This window comes from Novosphingobium sp. SG720 (assembly GCF_012275365.1).
GTDB lineage: Bacteria > Pseudomonadota > Alphaproteobacteria > Sphingomonadales > Sphingomonadaceae > Novosphingobium > Novosphingobium rhizosphaerae.
Map to the genome: position 1 here is coordinate 203801 of NZ_JAAZQN010000003.1, position 20043 is coordinate 223843.

At 66.3% G+C, this 20043-nt stretch carries 20 protein-coding genes; 9 read left to right on the forward strand and 11 right to left on the reverse strand.

Annotated elements, in window-relative coordinates; translation table 11 throughout:
- The 5 genes from FHW94_RS13200 to FHW94_RS13220 all read right to left on the reverse strand — a co-directional run bounded on the left by FHW94_RS13200 (nt 1) and on the right by FHW94_RS13220 (nt 3688).
- Nucleotides 1-219, reverse strand: coding sequence for a tail protein X (locus FHW94_RS13200; RefSeq protein WP_168556306.1), 219 nt, complete (start codon nt 217-219; stop codon nt 1-3).
- Nucleotides 219-713 carry a head completion/stabilization protein gene (locus FHW94_RS13205; protein ID WP_168556307.1) on the reverse strand — a complete coding sequence of 165 codons (495 nt, stop codon included), beginning with the start codon at nt 711-713 and terminating at the stop codon, nt 219-221. Before FHW94_RS13205 ends, FHW94_RS13200 begins: the two co-directional genes overlap by 1 nt.
- A 110-nt stretch (nt 714-823) precedes the next feature.
- A complete protein-coding gene (gpM, locus tag FHW94_RS13210) occupies nt 824-1573 on the reverse strand; it encodes a phage terminase small subunit (RefSeq protein ID WP_168556308.1) in 750 nt (249 codons plus the stop codon).
- Between the two features lie 111 nt (nt 1574-1684).
- Complete coding sequence (locus FHW94_RS13215) at nt 1685-2809, reverse strand: P2 family phage major capsid protein (protein ID WP_168556309.1); 1125 nt, start codon at nt 2807-2809, stop codon at nt 1685-1687.
- A 48-nt stretch (nt 2810-2857) separates the two neighbouring features.
- Nucleotides 2858-3688: a GPO family capsid scaffolding protein gene (locus FHW94_RS13220; RefSeq protein ID WP_168556310.1), complete on the reverse strand. Its 831-nt coding sequence runs from the start codon at nt 3686-3688 to the stop codon at nt 2858-2860.
- A 168-nt stretch (nt 3689-3856) separates the two neighbouring features.
- On the opposite strand from FHW94_RS13220, the gene FHW94_RS13225 reads away from it, so the two are divergent.
- The 3 genes from FHW94_RS13225 (at nt 3857) to FHW94_RS13235 (ending at nt 7834) form a co-directional block, all read left to right on the forward strand.
- A complete protein-coding gene (locus FHW94_RS13225; protein ID WP_168556311.1) occupies nt 3857-5785 on the forward strand; it encodes a terminase family protein in 1929 nt (642 codons plus the stop codon).
- 10 nt (nt 5786-5795) lie between these two features.
- Nucleotides 5796-6875 (forward strand): phage portal protein, encoded by a 1080-nt coding sequence (locus FHW94_RS13230; RefSeq protein ID WP_168556312.1) that lies wholly within the window; start codon nt 5796-5798, stop codon nt 6873-6875.
- Nucleotides 6876-7021: 146 nt separating this feature from the next.
- The gene (locus tag FHW94_RS13235; protein WP_168556313.1) at nt 7022-7834 is read left to right on the forward strand and encodes a DNA adenine methylase; all 813 of its coding nucleotides are present in this window, start codon (nt 7022-7024) and stop codon (nt 7832-7834) included.
- On the opposite strand, the gene FHW94_RS23275 is transcribed toward FHW94_RS13235, so the two are convergent.
- Nucleotides 7821-8897, reverse strand: a complete 1077-nt coding sequence (locus FHW94_RS23275) for an SOS response-associated peptidase family protein (RefSeq protein WP_246866123.1) — start codon at nt 8895-8897, stop codon at nt 7821-7823. The two genes, FHW94_RS13235 and FHW94_RS23275, sit on opposite strands and share 14 nt — an antisense overlap.
- Before the next feature lie 827 nt (nt 8898-9724).
- A complete protein-coding gene (locus FHW94_RS13245) occupies nt 9725-10255 on the reverse strand; it encodes a hypothetical protein (protein WP_168556314.1) in 531 nt (176 codons plus the stop codon).
- Nucleotides 10256-10563: 308 nt separating this feature from the next.
- Here FHW94_RS13245 and secE point away from each other — a divergent pair, with 308 nt between their 5' ends.
- The 5 genes from secE to FHW94_RS13270 all read left to right on the forward strand — a co-directional run bounded on the left by secE (nt 10564) and on the right by FHW94_RS13270 (nt 13895).
- Nucleotides 10564-10758, forward strand: a complete 195-nt coding sequence (secE, locus tag FHW94_RS13250) for a preprotein translocase subunit SecE (protein WP_168556315.1) — start codon at nt 10564-10566, stop codon at nt 10756-10758.
- A gap of 29 nt (nt 10759-10787) precedes the next feature.
- Complete coding sequence (nusG, locus tag FHW94_RS13255) at nt 10788-11324, forward strand: transcription termination/antitermination protein NusG (RefSeq protein WP_168556316.1); 537 nt, start codon at nt 10788-10790, stop codon at nt 11322-11324.
- Nucleotides 11325-11525: 201 nt separating this feature from the next.
- Nucleotides 11526-11957 (forward strand): 50S ribosomal protein L11, encoded by a 432-nt coding sequence (rplK, locus tag FHW94_RS13260; RefSeq protein ID WP_022675306.1) that lies wholly within the window; start codon nt 11526-11528, stop codon nt 11955-11957.
- Nucleotides 11958-11961: 4 nt separating this feature from the next.
- A complete protein-coding gene (gene rplA / locus FHW94_RS13265) occupies nt 11962-12663 on the forward strand; it encodes a 50S ribosomal protein L1 (protein ID WP_022675307.1) in 702 nt (233 codons plus the stop codon).
- Nucleotides 12664-12749: 86 nt separating this feature from the next.
- Nucleotides 12750-13895 carry an FUSC family protein gene (locus FHW94_RS13270; protein WP_168556317.1) on the forward strand — a complete coding sequence of 382 codons (1146 nt, stop codon included), beginning with the start codon at nt 12750-12752 and terminating at the stop codon, nt 13893-13895.
- Here FHW94_RS13270 and FHW94_RS13275 read toward each other — a convergent pair.
- The 4 genes from FHW94_RS13275 to FHW94_RS13290 all read right to left on the reverse strand — a co-directional run bounded on the left by FHW94_RS13275 (nt 13868) and on the right by FHW94_RS13290 (nt 18880).
- Nucleotides 13868-14443 carry a hypothetical protein gene (locus FHW94_RS13275; protein WP_168556318.1) on the reverse strand — a complete coding sequence of 192 codons (576 nt, stop codon included), beginning with the start codon at nt 14441-14443 and terminating at the stop codon, nt 13868-13870. The genes FHW94_RS13270 and FHW94_RS13275 overlap by 28 nt on opposite strands.
- A complete protein-coding gene (locus FHW94_RS13280; RefSeq protein ID WP_168556319.1) occupies nt 14440-16524 on the reverse strand; it encodes a DUF3857 domain-containing protein in 2085 nt (694 codons plus the stop codon). Before FHW94_RS13280 ends, FHW94_RS13275 begins: the two co-directional genes overlap by 4 nt.
- 83 nt (nt 16525-16607) lie before the next feature.
- On the reverse strand, nt 16608-17369 hold the full coding sequence (locus FHW94_RS13285; protein WP_168556320.1) for a molybdopterin-binding protein: 762 nt from the start codon (nt 17367-17369) through the stop codon (nt 16608-16610).
- A complete protein-coding gene (locus tag FHW94_RS13290) occupies nt 17366-18880 on the reverse strand; it encodes an NAD(P)/FAD-dependent oxidoreductase (protein WP_168556321.1) in 1515 nt (504 codons plus the stop codon). The genes FHW94_RS13285 and FHW94_RS13290 overlap by 4 nt, the downstream gene beginning before the upstream one ends.
- A 44-nt stretch (nt 18881-18924) precedes the next feature.
- Between FHW94_RS13290 and FHW94_RS13295 the strand changes: the two genes are divergently transcribed.
- Nucleotides 18925-19950: a magnesium and cobalt transport protein CorA gene (locus FHW94_RS13295; protein WP_246866125.1), complete on the forward strand. Its 1026-nt coding sequence runs from the start codon at nt 18925-18927 to the stop codon at nt 19948-19950.
- The last annotated feature ends 93 nt before the right edge of the window (nt 19951-20043 follow it).

Consider the following 20043-nt stretch of genomic DNA (forward strand, 5'->3'; position numbering starts at 1 on the left):
TCAATCCCACAGACTGACGGTTTCGAGGGTCTGCGCGGCGGCGGACGACGACGCCTCGGGCAGGACGATGACGGTGCCAGCAGGCAGGCGGGGGCCAAGCGCGGCGAGGCCTGGGTTCAGCTCGAGCACCTGCTCTACCACGGTGCGCGTGTAGCCCAGCACGCGCCAGCATACTTCGTCGACGGTTTCACCTTGGAGCGCGGTCGCGGTGCGGGCCATCAGATCAATCGCACCCGATTGCGGCCGACCTGCGCTCCACCGATGGAACGCAGATCGGCCACGGCCCCCAGTGCGACCCGACGGGCTTCGTCGGCGGAGGTATCCTTTTCGAGGGCGCGATCAAGGCCTTGGTCGGTGGCGCTGATGTCGCGGTAGGCGGCATAGAGATCTGCGGCGGCGAAATAGGTGACGATCCGTTCCCACAGCTTCACCGCCACGTTGGCGCCGTTGAGCGTTTCGGTGGTCACGTCGGCCAGCTCCGCCACCCCGGCGCTGGCCTTGGCAGTGCGCCAGGTGGAAAGCTCGCGGAACGCGTGCAGCATGGCGCCTTCGATCGCCATGGTAAGGCGTTCGGTGCTGATCGTGCCATCGCCCAGGCGCACGGAATCGCGCACGGTGGCGAGCTTGATGGGCGGGAACCAGCCATCGGCCACAACCTGCGCGTCATCGGGATCCCAAGGGGCGGCAGGGACTGCAATGACGCCGGTGGACATGGTGGCGGTTCCTTGAAGGTTTTGGGGGGTGGGGATGGTTGACCGGGCTTGACCGCAAAGCGGCTGCACGGCCCACCATCCGCCCCCCAGCGCCGTGGGCGATACGTGGATCAGGTAGCGGCGGCCTGCTCGGCCATGGACTTCTTCTGGCGCTCGAGCCGCTCGATATCCTTTTTCACGCCGATGTTGCGGTCGAGGACCAGGGCGCGCGAAAGCGTGGTCAGGGCAGCTTCGATGTAGGCGGCCTTGCCCCCGGCCGGGGCGTTGTCGGCGGCCGGATCGAAATCGTCCGCCTTGCGCGCGAAGCTGCGGCCGATGGCCTTGTAGAGCTTGGCCATGACCGGATCGGGCATATCCGCGCCGTTGACCAGCTCCAGCGTACGCAACAGCGCTTCGTGCGGCACGGCCTCGGCCTGGGCGAGCGCGATGCCGGCGATTTCCTCGGCCACGACGCATGCGACGGTACGGGTGAAGCCGGGCAGCACCAGGTGGAAGCGGATCGCATGCGCGGCCAGCGCCAGGGCATAATCGAAATCGCGATAGTCGATCGCCCAAAGCATATTGGTGACCAGAATCTCGTCCTGGGCGGCCTTGCCCTGATCGCCAGCCTCGAGGACGCCAGTGATCCAGGCTTCGAATGCGCTGGCAAATTCCCGCTTTTTGGGGATGCGCGCCTCGTGGCTGGCAATGTCCTTCAGGGCGCGCAGGTTGTCGTGGAGCAGCACGCGCAGGGCGGCGTATTCCTTGCCTTCGGGCGTGCTGGTGTCCGGCTCGGCGGGCGCCGTACTGTCGACGGACGGGGCGGCGCCGGCGCGGATGGCCTGCACCCGCTGCTTGTGGCGGCGGAAAGGGCTGCTCATGGGGCTTGGTCCTGTTGCGGGTGGTCCGCAGGGGCGCGTGGCCTCCCCTGCGGTGCGCTGGCTCCGGGGTGCCGCCGGCCACGGCAGGTTCCCCATCAAAGCCCTCGGGTATTACGGGCGGTCGCCGAAGGTGATGTTCTCGGCCATCACGGCGTAATCGGTGTGCTCGATCACATAGCCTTCGTTGACCGAGTTGTAGTCGACCAGCGCGGCCATCAACTCGGGCTTGTCCTCGATGTAACGGCGGCGCGAGCCTTCCTGGTAGTAGATCGACAAGTTGCTGCTGTCGGTCGCGTTGGGCTGGCCCAGCGGCGTGATCAGCATGGTGCCTTCGGGGAAGAACGGCACGATTGCCGCCGGGCGCCCGCCGATCTGCTTGGTCGACATGACGATGTCGCTGGTGACCTGGTCGCTGGTGGAACGGCCGCCATCGATGGTGTCGGACAGCGGACGGTTGATCATGGGGAAATACTTCTCGTCCACCAGATCCTGCGACACGATAACGACGTGATCGGTCGAAGCGCGCGCCCAGCTCGGCATGCCGGCGATCAGGTCATAGGCCAGGGCATCGATGTTCTTGTAATCGCCCTGCGCCACGTTGCTGTCGGGGCCGATGTAGATCGGCTTGGCAGCGCCGGTCGCGGTGGTCACGCCGTTGGCAGTCACGGTTTCCCGGCCCATGACGTGATCGGCGCGCTCGAGCCGGAGCTTCTGCAGCCACCCGATGTTGACGTCTTCGCCCATCGGGTTGTCTTCGGCATCGGTATCGGCCGCCGCCGTCACACCGTGGAAGCCCACCATGATGCGCGACAGCGCCACCGAGATCGCGACCTGGCGCGAATAGCGCGTGGCGAAGTCGGGAAACTTCGACCAATTGTCGATGGTTTCCCACGGCAGCCAGGTATCGAACAGCGTGTTCTTGAGCAGGTATTCGCGGTCCTGCAGCTGGCCCACATAGCGGGGCTGGCGCGGCAGATTTGCGCGGCTGCGGCGCGAGGCGATCATGTTGGTGGCGCCCAGGCCGATCACCTGGCCGGTGAGATCGCGCACACCCGGCACGTTGATGCGCTGCAGGAAGCCGACGTTTTCGCGCTGGAGATCCTCGAGCCGCTGTTCCGAAGTCGGATCCAGCGAGAACTGGTGGCTGACACCGCGCGGCGCATTGTTGCGCTGCTCGATGGCGGCATAGAGACCGTCGAGCGCCCGGCGGCCGCGATCGGAGAGATTGTAACCCATGTGTTTCAGGTCCTGTGGTGACGGGGTGCGGGGCGGGCGAGGGGCGGCTTAGAAAACGTCTTCGTAGTTCGCGGCGCCGCCGTCCGCGCGGGTGCGGGCGCGATAGTCGTGGGCCGGGGTCTTTTCCTGGGTGGCCTCGAGCTTCTGCAGCTTCACCGCCAGGGCATCGGTATCCGCGCGGAATTCGTTGCGCAGATCGGCCATGGCCTTGGCGAAGCCGGTGCCCATTTCCTCGAACAGCGGGCGCAGCTGGGCGAAGTCCATCGCGGCGGGCTGGGCGGGATCGGCCGGGGGCGCGGGGTCGGTCTTGGGCGCGGGCGAAAATTTGGAGGCGACGCGATCCAGGGCTGCGGTGAAAGCCGCGATCAGGCCGGGGCCGTTCGCCTCGGGATCGTCGGGGAATTCCAGCGGCTCGGGCGTTTCGCCTGCCACGGTGAGCGCGCCGGGCAGCGAACGGTTGAATTCCAGGCGCTGGGTGGCAATCGACGCGGGGCTGTCGGTGAGGGCACAGCCCATGAGATAGGCAAAGCCCTTGCCCGCAAAGTTCGGCTCGATCTCGATCGAGGGGTAGACCTTCTGCCCGGCCTCATTGAGCTTCTTGGCGTCTTCGTTGACGTCGAACACGCCATAGAGCGCGGTGCGCGTTTCCTTCTTGCCGTTGAAATTGACCTCGGTCTTGCCGATCGACAGCTCGACCACGTCGCCATAGGCGCGAAAGGGGCTTTCGCCCGTGACGCCGCGAATATGCTCGATGTTGAGCCGGGCGCCATAGGTCTTGGGATCGTAGCTCGAGGCGATCTGCTGCAGCATCGCGTCATCGATGGTGCGGCCATCGACGGTGGAGCCGGCGGTGGCGAGCAGGAAGGGCTTGGTCTTCATCGGGTGCTCCTGGGCGGTCCTGTTGGCTGGGCCGGCTGCGGCGACCCGTGTGCTGTTGCCCTTGAGCCAGCCCGGCGCGGCATCGGCAACGCGGGCGCGCGGTAGAGGCCGCCTCTACCCAGCGAGCGGGGCGACAGGGGCGCCGTTTCGGGGTGCATGGCTGTGGCCATGCATCCGACCAGCCATCCCGACGCAGATGACGACGCCCCGGCGATCAGCCGGCAGGTGGCGCGCGCCCAGCGCCGGCAGGCGCGCTCGCTCTATCATCGCGGGTGGCAACTGACGCAGATCGCGGCCGAACTGGGCGTGAAATATGGCACCCTGGCCGCGTGGAAGAGCCGCGATGCCTGGGACGAGGACGCGCCGATCGCGGTGGTCGAGGACCGGCTCGAGGCGCGCCTTGCCACGCTGCTCGACAAGGATCCTTTCACCGAAGGCGACATGAAGCGGGTGGACTTCATGATGCGCCAGCTCGAGCGCGCCGCGCGGATCCGCAAGTTCGACAAGACCGGACGGGAGGGCGATCTCAACCCCAAGATCGAGAAGCGCAACAACGAGGAGGCCAAGGCCAAGCGAGCGGACAAGCGCAAGAATTTCCTGTCGCGCGAGCAGTGGCAAGCGCTGCTCGATGATTTCCACGACTGGTGTTTCCAATACCAGGCGGAGTGGTGGGAGCAGCGCAACCAGCGCGTGCGCAAGATCCGCAAGAGCCGGCAGATTGGCGCCACCGTCTATTTCAGCCGGGAATCGGTCGCCAAGGTAGCCGAGGCGATCATCGCGACCTTGGACGGTGAAAGGGACGCGGCGCCGCGCAACCAGATTTTCCTGTCCGCATCCCAGCGCCAGGCCAACAAGTTCCGCCGCGAGATCGTAAAGTGGGTGCGGCGCGTGACCGGGGTGGAGCTGAAGGGCAACCCTATCATGCTCGACCTGTCGTTCCCGGCCGAGACGGACGAGGACGGCGAGCCGCAGGCGCTGCCGGCGATGGATGCGGTGGGCTTCTATCCGCTGTCCACCAACAGCGCGACAGCGCAGGGCGAGAGCGGCGACTTCTACTTCGACGAATTCGCCTGGGTGCATGGGTTCACTGAACTGAACGGCGTGGCCAGCGGTATGGCCACGCACAAGATCTACAAAAAGACCTATTTCTCCACGCCTTCGACCAAGACGCACCAATCCTATGGCTTCTGGTCTGGCGAGGAGTGGAACGCCGGGCGCGCGAAGGGCGAGCAGCAGCCGTTCGATATTTCGCACCGCAATCTGCGGAACGGCGCGATCATGCCCGATGGCAGCTGGCAACAGTTGGTCACCATCCATGACGCTGTCGCCAAGGGCCTGGGCAAGCTGGTCGACGTGGACGAGCTGCGCCGCGAATATTCGGACGAGCGGTTCCGCAACCTGTTCGAATGCGAGGACATCGACGATTCCGAAAGCTCGTTCCCCTATGTGCGCCTCGCCCCGGCGCGGGTGGACAGCTTCTACAAGTGGCGCGATTTCGCGCCCGCGCTAATCGAGATCCCTGGTGGGCGGCCGTTCGGGGAAAAGCCGGTCTGGCTTGGGTATGACCCGAACAAGCAAGGGCGCGATGATGCAGCGCTGGCCGTTCTGGCACCCCCTGAAAAACCGGGGGGCAAATTTCGGGTGCTCGAGAAGATCCGGCTCAACGGATTGGACTTCGCGGGCCAGGCCGACGCGATCCGGGCAGTCTGCAAGCGCTACAATGTGACCGACATATCGATCGACACCACCGGGCATGGCCAGGCGGTGTGGGAGCTGGTGTCCAAGTGGTTCCCGCTGGCCCGCAAGATCGAGTATTCGGTGGCGAGCAAGACGGCTCTGGTCATCAAGGGTCAGAACGTTTTCCGCGCCGGCCGCATCGAATTCGATGCCGGTTGGACCGACGTGATGCAGGCCTTCATGGCCATCCGCCCAACGCTCACCGGGAGCCAGCGCGGCGTGACCTATACCGCGCGGCGCAATGGCGAGATCGGCCACGCCGATATCGCCTGGGCCATTCTCCACGCGCTTTCCAACGAACCGCTCGACGCTGGCGCCGAAACACACGCCCCGGCCGGGCGTGTGCGCTTCCTCAACTGACAGGACCGATATGACCGAACCCAGCTTGACCGCCCTGGCCCTGGCCGATCAGCCCGAGGAACAGGCCAGCCACGCCCCGGCCAAGGTTTTCCGCTTTGGTGAGCCGGAAAGCGTGCTCGATCGCCGCGAACTCGCCCAGTATTTCGAGATCTGGCACAACGGGCGCTGGTATGAGCCGCCGCTGCCGATGGCGCGGCTGTCGCAGACGTTCAACGTCTCGCCCTATCACCGCAGCGCCATCGGCCTGAAGGTCAACCTGCTGGTCGCGCAACAGACGCCTTCGCGCTGGTTGGCGGCCGATGTGTTCGAGCGGTGGGCGCTGGATTTCCTGCAGATGGGCAATGCCTATCTTGAGAGCGTGCCGAACCTGGGCGGGCGCATCGCAACCCTAGCGCACAGCCCGGCCATCCACACACGGGCCGGGATCGATCCCGACGTGTTCTGGTGGACCAACTGCGCGCGCGGCGACGAGCATGCCTATGCGCCTGGCACCATCTTCCAGTTGCAACAGCCCGATGTGGCGCAGGAAATCTATGGCCTGCCCGAATGGCTCTCAGCGCTGCAAAGCGGGCTACTGTCCGAAAATGCCACACTGTTCCGCCGTCGCTATTACCTGAACGGTGCGCATGCGGGCTTCGTGTTCTATGTGAGCGAGCCGCTTGCCGACCAGGCCACAGTCGATGCCATCGAGGAGCAGCTTGGCAGCTCCAAGGGCGTGGGCAACTTCAAGAACATGCTGGTCTATATCCCCAAGGGGAAGAAGGACGGCATCCAGATCATGCCGATTGCCGACGTGACGGCGAAGGATGAATTCTCGGCGGTGAAGAACATCAGCCGCGATGACATGCTGGCCGCGCACCGGACACCGCCCATCCTGATCGGGGTGATCCCCCAGGCCGCTGGCGGGCTGGGTAATGTCAGCCAGACTCGCGATGCCTTCTTCGAGACCGAGATCGTGCCGATCATGCGCCGCATGCTGCGCGTCAACGATTGGGCAGGCCTGCCGGTGCTCGCCTTCCGCGATTACGTGTGCAGTGACGGCAGCGTGATCAAGCAGGACGGCACCCGCGTGGCGGCCGGCGCGCGATAGGATTCCCGCCCGCCGCCAGAGGCGGGGGAAAGGGGCGCTGCAACGCCCCATTCCGACGACCGCAGATCGTCATGTCCCCAGACAGGCCCATCCGAGGCCATCCCGCCTGCCGACTCGGCAGCGAGAACATATAAGGAACATTTGCAATGTTGTCGAACGCGCTGGACCAGCTCGAACCGGTCAGCCCAACGCGCCCACCCGCGCCCTACATCGGCGGCAAGAAGATGCTCGCCAAGCGCCTGGTGGCCCGCATCAATGCCGTGCCGCATCGGCTCTATGCAGAGCCATTCGTGGGGATGGGCGGCGTGTTTTTCCGCCGTGACCAGCGGCCGAAATGCGAGGTGATCAATGACTGGTCTGAAGACGTGGCCACGTTTTTCCGCATCCTGCAGCGGCACTATGTGGCCTTCATGGATATGCTGCGCTGGCAGGTCACCTCGCGCGCCGGGTTCGAGCGGCTGCGGGCGCAGCATCCTGCGACACTGACGGATCTCGAGCGCGCGGCGCGATTCCTCTACCTGCAAAAGCTGACGTTTGGCGGCAAGGTGGCACAGCGAACGTTCGGCGTTGCCACGGACGGCCCCGCGCGTTTCGACGTGGCCAAGGTTGGGCCGGTGCTCGAGGCGGCGCATGAGCGGCTTTCCAGCGTTGTGATCGAGCGCCTGCCCTGGTCGGACTTTCTGGCCAGGTATGACCGGCCGGGAACGCTGTTCTACCTCGATCCCCCATATTTTGGCTGCGAAACGGACTATGGCCGCGATCTGTTCGATCGCAGCCAATTCGAGGCGATGGCCGAGCAGCTGCGGGGCATCAAAGGGCGGTTCATCCTGTCGCTGAATGACCGGCCCGAGGTGCGGCGGATCTTCGAAGGGTTCGCGATCGAGGCGGTGCCGGTGCGCTACACGGTCGGTGGCATGGCGCAGAGCCAGGTCGTTGGAGAGGTGATCATTTCGAACTGAATGGGCTCGTGGAAGGCGGGGCGCGATCCTGCCCCGCCTCCCAGCTCCAACTCACCAACTCTTCACGGCCGCCATCCTTCCAAGAAATGTCGGTGGGCATGACGAAGACGTCATCCGCTGGCCAGGGCCGATCGAACCGCTGCAGATCTTCCAGTGGGGCGTTGAGCCAGGTTTCCCAGTCCTCGCGCGCCAAGATCACTGGTGATCGATCATGGATCGACGCCAACTCAGGAGCATTGCGCGTCATCACGCCAGTATAAACCGGCCCCCAATCTCCGCTGTCCCGCCATAAGCCCGCCCAGGCAAATGTCGATGTAGAGCGCAATGTCAGCCAACCGGTGGTCATGGAGCCGGATTCGCCCATGGGTTCGGCATAGGCCGAGGCAGGGATCAAGCATCGATGGGCTGGCCCTGCCCAACGCGCCCAGAAGCCCGAGAGCTTGTCGAACCGAGCATTGTTCACGGGCTTGGGCTTCAAGGGCTGGCCCTTCTTCCCGCGCAGCACGACCGGAAACCCCCAGGTCATTTGGTCTAGCACCAGCTCACCGTCCACCGCGCGCACAACCCAGCCCGGATCTTTGGGATGGACGATGCCCGGCCCATCGTTGACCTGGCGCCACAGCTTGGCATCAAAATGCTGGCGGATCGTCTCACGTTCGCCTGGGCGGTATCGGTTGCACATCACCCAGGGGTGTGGCTGGCCGGTCTCCTGGTCAAGCAATTCCGTGGCGAAGCGGCGCGCGAGCGAGGCGCGCAGGCCGTCGGGCGGCCGCCGATTTCCCAAGCCGTAATAGGCAGCCAGGAGTGTGCCGCGCATGAGCGTCGGCCGAATGTAATGCTCGCCACCGGGCAGGTGTGGCGTGAGGATGGGCGCACCCATCGCCTCGATGAATGATCGCGCTTGCCAGTTCTCCAAGGCGCCGATGGCAACCAGCCATTGCAGCGCGAGACGGTGCGCGACGTGTGGTTCGACGATCTCGGCCTCGGCCTGGGCGAGCGCCTCCTCCAGCACGCGCAGGGCGAGCGTGGTCAGGCGTTCTATCTGGGCAGGCGCGATTCGCATCGGCGTTTGAGAACATAGGTAGAACATTGCCGTCAACCGCAGTGAGGCGGGCCGAGGGGGCAACCGCCCCGCCACCTCGCGCGCCGCGCTCGCCCCCACGCCTCGCTTGCCTCTTCTTCATCTCGAATTTTGCATTTTCCGGGCCGGCTGTGCGGTGGTGCGGCAAGCCCAGGATGCACCCCCATCGTCGCAAGTCGGTTATCTCGGTTACATGCCTGCGGACAGGCCCGAGAAATGGCGGAAATCTGCGGTTTTTGAGGTTACCTCTTAGAGGTTATCCATGTGCAATATGAGTTTGGCAAAAAGGTTATATCATTGAAATTATTGCATATAAATTTGATGGAATATTCCTTTATATAGAGGTTACCAGATAACCGCCGTGTTGCACTTCATGTTGCCCAAAAAACGGCTGATTTCCGCCAATGTAACCGAGATAACCGAGTTGCGAACCCCACCCCAAAAAGCTCGAAATCAGGCCCAAGGGTGCAGGCCATCGCGTAAAGTCCGCGATCGCGAGGACACTGCCGGACTGGCTCGAGGCTTTGCGATTTTATGCGCGTGGCTGTTCGCGCCATTGCGACTGTAGCGATGGCGCGGGAGGCACCCTGGGCGCCTATGATTCGCGGGGCTTTTGGTTAGACAGGCCGACCGGGATGCCCAGGGTTTGCGTGGGTCCGCACTGGCTGGTTAGCCGTCTCAAGTATCCGAATTAAAACGGTTAAGACAGGGCCTCCGCTCCTGCCATCGCAACCGCGCGATGGTCTGAACGCTGAAAAAGGCCGCTGCCCCGATCGGGTAGCGGCCTTTTTCATGTGCTTGGCTAAAGGTCAGAGGCCGCCGGTCAGGCCGCCCGCCGCAGCGCCCGTGGCGCCGAGCGTGCCGCCCAGGCCCGTGCTGCCCAAATTCGTGCCGCCGAGCGTCGAACCCGTGGCGCCGCCCATCGCCGAGCCCATCGGATCGACGGCCGATCGCGTCGTGCTATCGAGCGCGCCCTGGGCAGAGCCGGTGGCACCGCCCTGTGCGGTCACGCCGCGGCGATTGGCCTGGACGCCCACGCGGCTGCCGCCGTTCAGGCTGGTACCGGCGGCACTGGCGGTCGATCCGGCCATGCCGGGCACGGTCGTGGCGGTTCCGGTGCGCGCACCCGTGGTGGCCCGGCCGGTGCCGTTTGCCGAAACTGCGGCGCCATTCGGGCTGGCCTGCGTGGTGGCAGCGATGCCGCCGGTGCCGGTGGTCGTGGCGCCGCCGCGCGCGGCAGCAGCAGCGCTTGGCGGCGGGGTGGTGGCTTGCTGGCCCATGGCCGGCAAGCTGATCGCGGTGCCCAGCAGCAGGGCAGCAGTTGCGGCGATTGCGCGCATGATCGGGCGCTCCTCTCGTGTCGTGTTTCGGTTGCTGGTGCGGGCGCTTGGCGTGCGCCCCGTTCGCGCAGTCAATGGTCGGCGCGGCCGCTTGTTTCCGATCGTTGCGCCATGCTGCCCGGCGCGTGCGGCAGTCGGGGCAGGGCCTGCCAAACGGCCTGCCCTTGCCAAGCGCCGCGCTTCGCCTTAGATACGGCCAACCTCCCGACATCGGAGCCTTGACCTGCCCCTCCCGGACCTGTCCGGGGCGGCGATGGCCCCTAGGCGGAAGGCATGTGATTCATTCAGGCAGCGAAGGCAGCACGGCCATGGCCAAGACCAGCCCCGGCGAATTCTTCAATCAGGTGAAGGCAGAGGCGCGCAAGGTGGTGTGGCCCACGCGCCAGGAAACCACCACCACCGCGATTTTCGTGGGTATCATGATGCTGATCCTGGCGGTGTTCTTTCTGGGCATCGACACCGTGTTCGGCATGATCGTGCAGTGGCTGCTCAAGCTGGCCTGAACTTCAAACTTTCGCACAAGAGACGCATTATGGCCCGCTGGTACATCATCCACGCCTATTCCGGCTTCGAGAACAAGGTTCGCGAATCGATCATCGCCGAAGCCGAGCGCATCGGCCTGTCGCAGCTGGTCGAAGCGGTGGAAGTGCCCACCGAAACCGTGACCGAAGTGAAGCGCGGCAAGAAGATCGCGGTCGAACGCAAGTTCATGCCCGGCTACGTGCTCGCCAAGCTGGCGATGAACGACGATATCTACCACCTCGTCAAGAACACGCCCAAGGTCACTGGCTTCCTTGGCCATAACGGCAAGCCGCAGCCGATTTCCGAAAAGGAAGCCGCTCGCTATTTCGGCGCGCGCGAACAGGCCGCGGCCCAGCCCGCCCGCCAGGTGGCGGTCGATTACGAAATCGGCGATTCGGTCAAGGTCAACGCCGGTCCCTTCGCGTCGTTCAACGGCGTGGTCGAGGAACTGGATTTCGACAAGCACCGCGTCAAGGTGTCGGTCTCGATCTTCGGCCGCGCCACCCCGGTGGAACTCGGCTTCGACGAAGTCGAACTGGTCAAGTAACCGGGCCTGCCCGAATTACCGCCCCTGGCGCTGGCCGCAGCCCTTTCGGGTTGCAATTGCGGCCATGCCTGCTAAGGGCGCTCCCTTCGCGGGCGGCATCCGCTGCCCGTGATTCCGCGCGGTAGAGCGGCTTTCGGGCCACTCGTTATCACCGCTTACTCTGCGGGGCATGACGCCCCAACAGGATGAAAGGAGGCCATCATGGCCAAGAAGATCGAAGGCTATATCAAGCTGCAGATCAAGGCCGGCGAAGCAAAGCCTTCGCCGCCGATCGGGCCCGCGCTGGGGCAGCGCGGTGTCAACATCATGGGTTTCTGCAAGGAATTCAACGCCGCCACCCAGGAAGTGGAAAAGGGCACGCCGCTGCCGACCGTGATCACGGTCTATGCGGACCGCTCGTTCACCTTCGTGACCAAGACTCCGCCCGCCACCTTCTTCATCAAGCAGGCCGTGGGCATCAAGTCGGGCTCGAAGACTCCGGGCAAGGCTTCGGCCGGCACCATCAAGCGCTCGCAGCTGGAAGAAATCGCCCAGGCCAAGATGAAGGACCTGAACGCGAACAGCATCGAACAGGCCGCCAAGATCATCGAGGGCTCTGCCCGTTCGATGGGCCTGCAGGTTGTGGAGGGCTGAGACCATGGCAAAGCAGACCAAGAAGCAGAAGGCCCTCGTCGAAAAGCTGGGGGACAACCAGAAGATCTATGGCGTGGATGAAGCCATCCAGCTGCTCAAGGATCTCAAGAGCGCCAAGTTCGACGAATCGCTCGAAGTGTCGCTGAACCTCGGCGTCGATCCGCGCCACGCCGACCAGATGGTCCGTGGCATGGTCAGCCTGCCCTCGGGCACCGGCAAGGACGTCAAGGTTGCCGTGTTCGCCCGTGGCGACAAGGCCGAAGCGGCCCTGGCCGCTGGCGCTGACCGCGTGGGCGCCGAAGACCTGCTGGAAGACATGCAGGCCGGCAACCTCGACTACGGCCGCGTGATCGCCACGCCCGACATGATGGGCCTCGTCGGCCGCCTCGGCAAGGTGCTGGGCCCCAAGGGCCTGATGCCGAACCCGAAGCTCGGCACCGTGACCCCGAACGTGGCGGACGCCGTGAAGTCGGCCAAGAGCGGCCAGATCGAATTCCGCGTCGAAAAGGCCGGGATCATCCATGGCGGCATCGGCAAGCTCTCGTTCTCGAACGAAGCGCTGCGCGCCAACTTCGACGCGTTCGTCGATGCGATCGTCAAGGCCAAGCCGTCAGGCGCCAAGGGCAAGTACGTCCGCAAGGTCGGCCTGTCCTCGTCGATGGGCCCCGGCCTTAAGATCGACGTTGCCCAGGTGCACGGCAGCTAAGCTGCCGCTCGCCAAGGCGAACAGGATTACGGGGCTGGGAAGGTTTGCCTTCCCGGCCCCTTTCCGTTTGCGCTAGGCATCATGTCGTGACCGTCTCATCCGCTTCTTCCCCAGCGCCCGTTCCGCCAGACATCGATCCGCTCGCGCCCCGCCTGGTGGACGAGGCCGAATGCGTCGCCTCGGTCCTGCTCGCGATCCTGCTGGCGCATCTGATCGGCGCCACGCACGTGTCGTGGGCCGCGTTCACCGGTTACATGGTGATGCGCGGCTATCCGCTGGAAACCCTGCGCCGCGCGATCCTGCGCATCGTCGGCACGGCGGTGGGGGCGCTCCTGTGCCTGCTGCTGCTGGAAAGCCCGCTGGGCGGCAACATGCTTGCCCTGGCCCTGGCCATGGCGCTGGCCGGCACGATCAGCCTCTATGGCGCGATCACCGCCCGCCATGCCTATGCCTGGCTGTTCATGGGGCTGACTTTTGCCATGATGCTCTATGATCGCGTGGCCATGCCGCTTGCCGATCCGCGGGCCTTTGCCGTGATGCGGATGATCGAGACATTGGCCGGCACCACCGCGTGCATGGCGGTCAGCCTGGTATCTGCCTGGACGCTGCGCCGCCGCTGGCCGGCACTGCGCGCGCCCAAGCCCCAGGGCGTGGGCTGGCGCCCCGATGCCATGCTGCATGGCGCGCGCGGCGGGGTGGCACTGGCGCTGCTGCTGGGCCTGGCCAACTTGTGGGATCTGCCCTCGCTGGTGTCGGGCGCGATCACGATCATGGCGGTCATGCTGATCCCGGTCACGGCCGTTGCCGGCCCCAACGGGCTGCGCCAGGTCAGCCGCCGCCTGTGGTATCGCCTGCTCGGTTGCCTGGCGGGCGGGCTGCTGGCGGCGTTGGTCCTGGCTCTGGCGGCGCTGCTTCATGGCCCGGCACGCGCCGGGCTGATGCTGGCTGGTACCGCGCTGGGCGTGGCCCTGGGGCGCCATCTCGAAAACGGCAACCACGGCCGGGGCTATGTCGGCACGCAGTTCACCCTTGCGGTCCTGGTCGTACTGGTGCCCGATAGCTGGGAAGCGGCGCATATCGCGCCGGGGTACGATCGCCTGCTCGGCATCCTGGTTGGCATGGCCGTGCTGGAGCCCGTCCTGCTGGTCGGTGCGGCGATGGCCAAGCTGCGCGGCGGAGAGCGTGGCGGAGGCGGCGTGGTCGATCAGCGCGGCGAGGCCGGCGGCGTCTGAACGCTGGCGCGGGTGTAGCATTCGACCACCAGGCTGATCGCCGCGCCATCGGGCCGGCGCAGCACCGCACGGTGCGATAGCACGGTGCCCGCCGGGCATTCGGCCATGCGCCCGCGCCGCGCGGCCAGGCGCTGGCGGGTAAACTGCAAGGGCGCCACCACCGTGCCGAACGGCGTGTCGGTATGCGCCAGCGTGTCGTTCATCGCCGGGGTCAGCCGCGCCGGCACGAACCAGTTCTGTGCGTCCGACAGCACCACGCCCCCGCAGGAAAGCCGCACATGGCGAAAGCCCAGCGGCTCTCCCACTGCCACGCCCAGGGCGCTGCGCACGGCGGGCGGGGCGGCGCGGGGCGTGCGATCGGCAGCGGCGCGAATCGTGGCGGGATCGGCCAGGCCTTGGGTATTGCACCACTGTGCCAGCGCCGCCGTGGCGCTAGGCTGCGCCGCCAAGGTGGCTTCCAGCGCCGGCAGGCGGCTGGGCACGCAGCCCGCCAATACCATGACCAGCGTGGGCGCCACCAATGGTAGCGCGGCCCACCTTGGCGTCATCGGCCGCTGCATGGTGTCCTCGCGGCCAGCCAGTCGGTATCGTCGGCAAACGGCGCGGGATCGTCCTTGGGCCGCGCGGCGCCCTTGAACGTGTCCTGCTCGTAGACCGAAGACATGTCGTTGTCGAAGCCGGGTATCTGGCGATTGAGATCGGCGGCCTGCTGTGCGGTGATTTCGGGCAAGAGCACGCGCCGGCTCATCACCGTGCGCATCACGTTGCCGGTCAACCCCACCTGGCGCCAATAGGCCACGCCTCCCAATGAACGGTCCACCGGCGCGGCGTGATAGCGCCACATCCGCGTGTCCCCGGAGGGCGGCAGGCGCACCGTCGTCACCCAGCAGCGAAACACCGGGTAGTCGGTTTCATAGGGCAGGGTCTGGTCCTGGTCGGCGGGCCGGCGTAGCCGGTCGGGCGGGGCAAAGCCGGCGCCGGGCAGGGTATAGCGATGGGTCCCATCGCCCAGGTCTTCCCAGTCCACGTCGCCCAATCCCTGCGCGCTCAGCACCAGGGCGCCGTGGGCCTCGTCGGTTTCCCAGGCGACTTTGTCGGTCACCAGCCAGTTTTCCTGCGCCTGCCAATACTTGCGCAGCGCGCGTTCGGCATCGACCGCGGGCAGGCCGCTCAGGTAGCTGCGGATCGCCAGCGCCTCGTCACCGCGCACGATGTGGCGGGCACGCACTTTGGCCCGTGCATTCATGCCCGCGCTGTCATCGATGTCGAGCACGGCCACCAGGCGTGGCAGGGTGGGGGGCGGCGTGGGCAGGCTCAGGATGGCGGCGCCTTCGCGCGTGATCGGCAGGCCCTGGCGCCAGGGTGGCGGCAGGATCATGGCCAGCGAGCGATCGCCCAGCCGCGTGCCGTCGAGCAGCACCGGCTTGCCCGCAATGATCGCGCGCACCACCACATGGTCGAACAGCGCCGGATTGGGCAGCCGATCGGCCAGGCCGTCGCCGCCGCGGCTCTGGATCAGCAGCGGCTGCGCCTCGATGCCCAGGCCGCGCAGGAGTGCCAGCAGGAGCACGGTCTTGCCCTTGCAGTCGCCAAACCGGCGCTGCCATGTCACGTCGGCATCGGCCGGGGTCAGGTTGGCGCCATCCATCCCGACATAGACATAGCGTACTTGTTCTTCGACCAGTCGCAGCGCGGCCTCCGCGCGTTGCACGGGATCGGCAGACGCCGCGGCGATCCGCGCCACTTCCGTCTGCACCGGGCTGCCGGGGGCGAGCCGGGCGGCCTTGTCGTAAAGCGGGAAGAGCCGGCGCGAGAAATCGGGCCAGCTGGGATAGTTCGTGAATTCCACCAGCCGGCGCCAGCGATAGCGTGGCGGTGCGCCCTGCGGCACGTCGGCCGGCGGCGCGGGATCGTGCAGTTCCACGCCGATTCCATCCAGCTTGCCACCTGCAAACGGCTGGAGCGAGAGATCGGGGGTGGTCTGCCAGCGCAGCGGTTGCCCGTGCGGCCAGGCCACGCGCAGGCGAAACGTGCCGGTGGCGCTGGCTTGGGGCAGCAGATAGAGATCGCCGCGCGCATCGGGCAGCGTCGGGTCCTTGACCGTCTGCGTGGTGGCCAGTTCGATCTCGTCGCCCACTTCCAGCCCGGGAATCTGGTAGGCGGCGGTCAGCCGTCCATCCAGGGCGGCCAGTTCCAGGTTCTGTTCGCGCTGCATCACGGTGAACTGCGCGGTACGCGTCAGGTCGCGCACCGCGCCGCCATGGATCACGCGCAAGTGGTGCAGCACCATGCTGCCCGAATCGGGCGACCAGGTGAGCGTGATATTGCCCGCCGCCAGCCCCTGCGGCTTGGTGATGCGATAGCGCACGGCGTTATAGGCCTGCATGCCGTCTGGCCCCGCCAGGTACTGCGCGTCGCTGTAGATGGCGGCCAGCGCCGCGTCGGTGGTGGGCGACGCGGCCGCAATCGGCGGCGGGGGCAGAACCCAACTGGCCGGGTCGGCCACGATCACCGTGCGCACCGGCGCCGGCGCGCCCCACGCCGCTGGTGCGGCAAGCGCCATGGCCACCGTGGCCGCCGCCCTTGCCGGCCAGCCCGCCTCGGCCCGTCCCCACTGCCTGCTGTTCATCATTCCCCCTTGGCCATACCCCGGCGCCAGCCGATCATGCCGGAAGTGCCCGTGGTGTCGAGGGAATTTCCACTCGGTTTCGGTCAGATCCCGCCAGCGACCCCCTGCCGGCCCAGCGCGGCGAGGCCAGCCATCAAGTCGGTGGCGCAGGCATCGATGATCGCCTGGTCGGTGGCGCGGATCACGAAGTTGGCGCCGACCCGGCCTTCGCGGAAAAACGGATAGGACCCGATCTGGCAGCCAGCGTGCGCCTTTTCGGTCTCGCGCAGCAGGTCGGCCACTTCGCTTTCGGCCACCCAGCAGCCGATCGTGTCCGAAAGCACCGGCAGCCCGCCTTCCAGCGTGCCGGTCAGCGCGGCCAGCATTTCGGCGGCGATGTGCGGCACGCCGGCCAAAAGGTGGATATTGGCAACGGCAATGCCGGGCGCGCCCGACAGCGCGTTTTCGATCAGGCTGGCGCCGGCGGGCACCCGCGCCATGCGCAGCCGAGCCTCGTTCACGCCGCCGCGCGGGCCGTAATATTCCTCCAGCATCGCGCGGGCCGCCGGGTGGATCACCACGTCCACGCCCAGTGCCGCAGCCACGGCATCGACCGTGATGTCATCATGCGTGGGGCCGATGCCGCCGGTGGTGAACAGGTAATCGTTGCGCGCGCGCAGGGCGTTCACCGCCTCGACGATGGCGGTCATGTCATCGGCCACCACGCGCACTTCCTTGAGGCGGATGCCCTGGACATTCAACCAGGTGGCAACCTGGGCGATGTTCTTGTCGTGGGTGCGGCCCGAGAGAATCTCGTCACCAATCACCAGCAGGGCTGCAGTCCATATGCGGGAAGCGTCGCTCATCGGGGCGTATCGATAACGCAATCGGGCGCGGGTGCAAGCGCGGCGGGCGCCCGGTCAAACCGCAGCACGCCATCCTCCAGCCGATCGCGGCGCAGGAACGCGCGATCGGCCAGGTAGTCGTGGTTGAGCCGCCAGCGCCGCTCGGTGCTGCTGCGTGGCATGATTGCCCAGCCGCGCTGCAGGTAGCCTGACGAAAAGGCCAGCGTATCGTCGATCGTCAGGCCATGGTCGGCTGGCAGGACCGGGGTGGCCACTTGCGTGGCGGTCCGCGCCATGTGGTCCAGGATGCGCACGGTGAACGCGGCGACCAGATCGGCGCGCAAGGTCCACGAGGCGTTGAGATAGCCGAACACCTGCACCAGGTTGGGCAGGTTGGACAGCATGCAGTCCTTGTAGTGGAAATGGTCAGCCAGGTTTATCGCCGCGCCATCCTTGCTCAGCGTGATCTTGCCCGCCACGGCCAGCTTGAGGCCGGTGGCCTTGACGATCACGTCGGCGGCGAGGTGCTGGCCATCGGCGAGGGCAAGGCCGGCAGGTGCAACCTTGGCGATCGTGCCGGTCACCACGCGGGCCCGGCCCGATCGGATCGCGGCGAACAAGTCGCCATCGGGGACCAGGCACAGCCGCTGCTGCCAGGGGCCATAGGGTGGGGCAAAGGCGGCCTCATCCCACGCCGGGCCCAGCGCGCGAGCGGCGCGGCGTTTGAGCCAGGCGCCCACCTTGTCCGGCGCGCGGCGGGCGCGGTTGTAGAACCAGGCGTTGAGGCGGATGTTGCGTGCCCGCACCAGGGCCGCGGCCAGGCGCGCGGGCAGCATGCGATGCAGCGCGTGGGCCAGCCGGTCCCGCCGGGGGCTGGCAATGAACCAGGTGGGTGTGCGTTGCAGCATGGTCACTTGCGCGCCCCGCGCGGCCAGGGCCGGCACCAGCGTGGCCGCCGTTGCGCCCGATCCGATCACTGCCACCTGCTTGCCTGCAACATTCAGATCCTGCGGCCAGAACTGGGGATGGACGATGCGGCCGGCAAAGTCCGCCTCGCCCAGCAAGGCCGGATCGTGCGCGGCGTCATGGTCGTAATAGCCGGCGGCGAGCACCAGGAACCGGGCCGAAAGACGATCGGCCCGGCCGGCTTCGTCCACCAGCGTCAGGTGCCAGCGGGCGCCCGCGCTGTCCCAATCGGCGGCCGTCACCCGCGTGCCGGTGCGGATGTGCCGGGCAAGGCCGTGCAATGAAACGACCTCGTTCAGATAATCGCGGATGGCCGCTCCATCGGCAATGGCATCGGCGCCGCGCCAGGGGGCAAAGCCGAAACCCAGCGTGTGCATGTCGCTGTCGGATCGCACGCCGGGATAGCGGAACAGGTCCCAGGTGCCGCCCACCGCGCTGCGCCGTTCGAGCAGGGCAAAGCTGCGGCCGGGGCAATCGCGGGCGATGTGCGCGGCCATGCTGATGCCGCTGATGCCGGCGCCGATGATGGCCACGTCGAGATCGGGTGGGCGCGGGGTGTTGGTCATGACAGTGTCCGAGGTAGGGCAAAGCCGGGCAAATGCCAGCCCGATTGCGCTTTCTCCGTGGCATTGCCACAGTGGCGCGCATGACGATCATTGCCGCGCGCCGCTATGTGCCGGATCCCACGGGCCGATCGGCCGCCCGTGTTCCCGGCCCACTCGATCTGGATGATGGATTTTGCCCCGTGCCAGATGGGGCGTTTGACTGGATCGGGCTGTGTGAATCATCGCACGAGGAAATGGATCGCGTGGCCCGGCACTATGGCCTGCATCCCCTGGCGATCGAGGATGCGCTCAACCCGCAGCAGATGCCCAAGCTGGACCAGTACCAGAAGCATCTGTTCGTGGTGGCGCGCACCGCGACGCTGGAGCCAGGCGAAACGCTTACTTATGGCCAGACCGCGTTTTTCCTGGGCGCAGACTTCATCATCTCGGTGCGTTTTGGTTCGAGCCGCGCCCACCTGGACTTGCGCGCCGCGCTGGAAGCCGATCCCGAGCGCCTGGCCGAAGGCGCCGACTATGTGCTGCATTCGGTGCTCGACTTCATCGTCGATGGCTATCTGCCGATCATGGAACGGCTGGAAGCCGTGGCCCATGCCATGGAAGAAGCCGCGATCGACGTCTTTCCCGAACAGCAGACGATCCGCCGCATCTTCCGCCTGCGCCGCCAGTTGCGCCGGTTCGAACGGATCATCGGGCCGATGGAGGAAGTGTGCGAGCGCCTGGCCGAGGCGCATCTCGCCCTGGTCGATCCCACGGCGCGGATCTGGTTTCGCGACGTGCTCGACCACGTGCGCCGCGCCATGGCCCGCATGCGCGGGCTGAAAGAGACGCTGGCCGCGATCGTGGAAACCGCCAGCCTGCTAGAACAGCATCGCCAGGGCGAAATGACCCGGCAACTCGCCGCGTGGGCCGGCCTGCTCGCCGTGCCCACGGCAATTGCCGGAATCTATGGGATGAACTTCGATTTCATGCCCGAACTCAAGTGGCGCTACGGCTATTTCTTCGTGCTCGGCCTGATCGCAACGGTCTGCGGCGGGCTCTATTGGCGCTTCCGCAAGATCGGCTGGCTTTAGGCCCGTCCACGCCGCCTAGGACATATCCCTATGCCGTTCCGCTCGCAGGTTTAACCAGCGCGGCGCCATGTAGCCTGCAAAGCCGCGCATGGC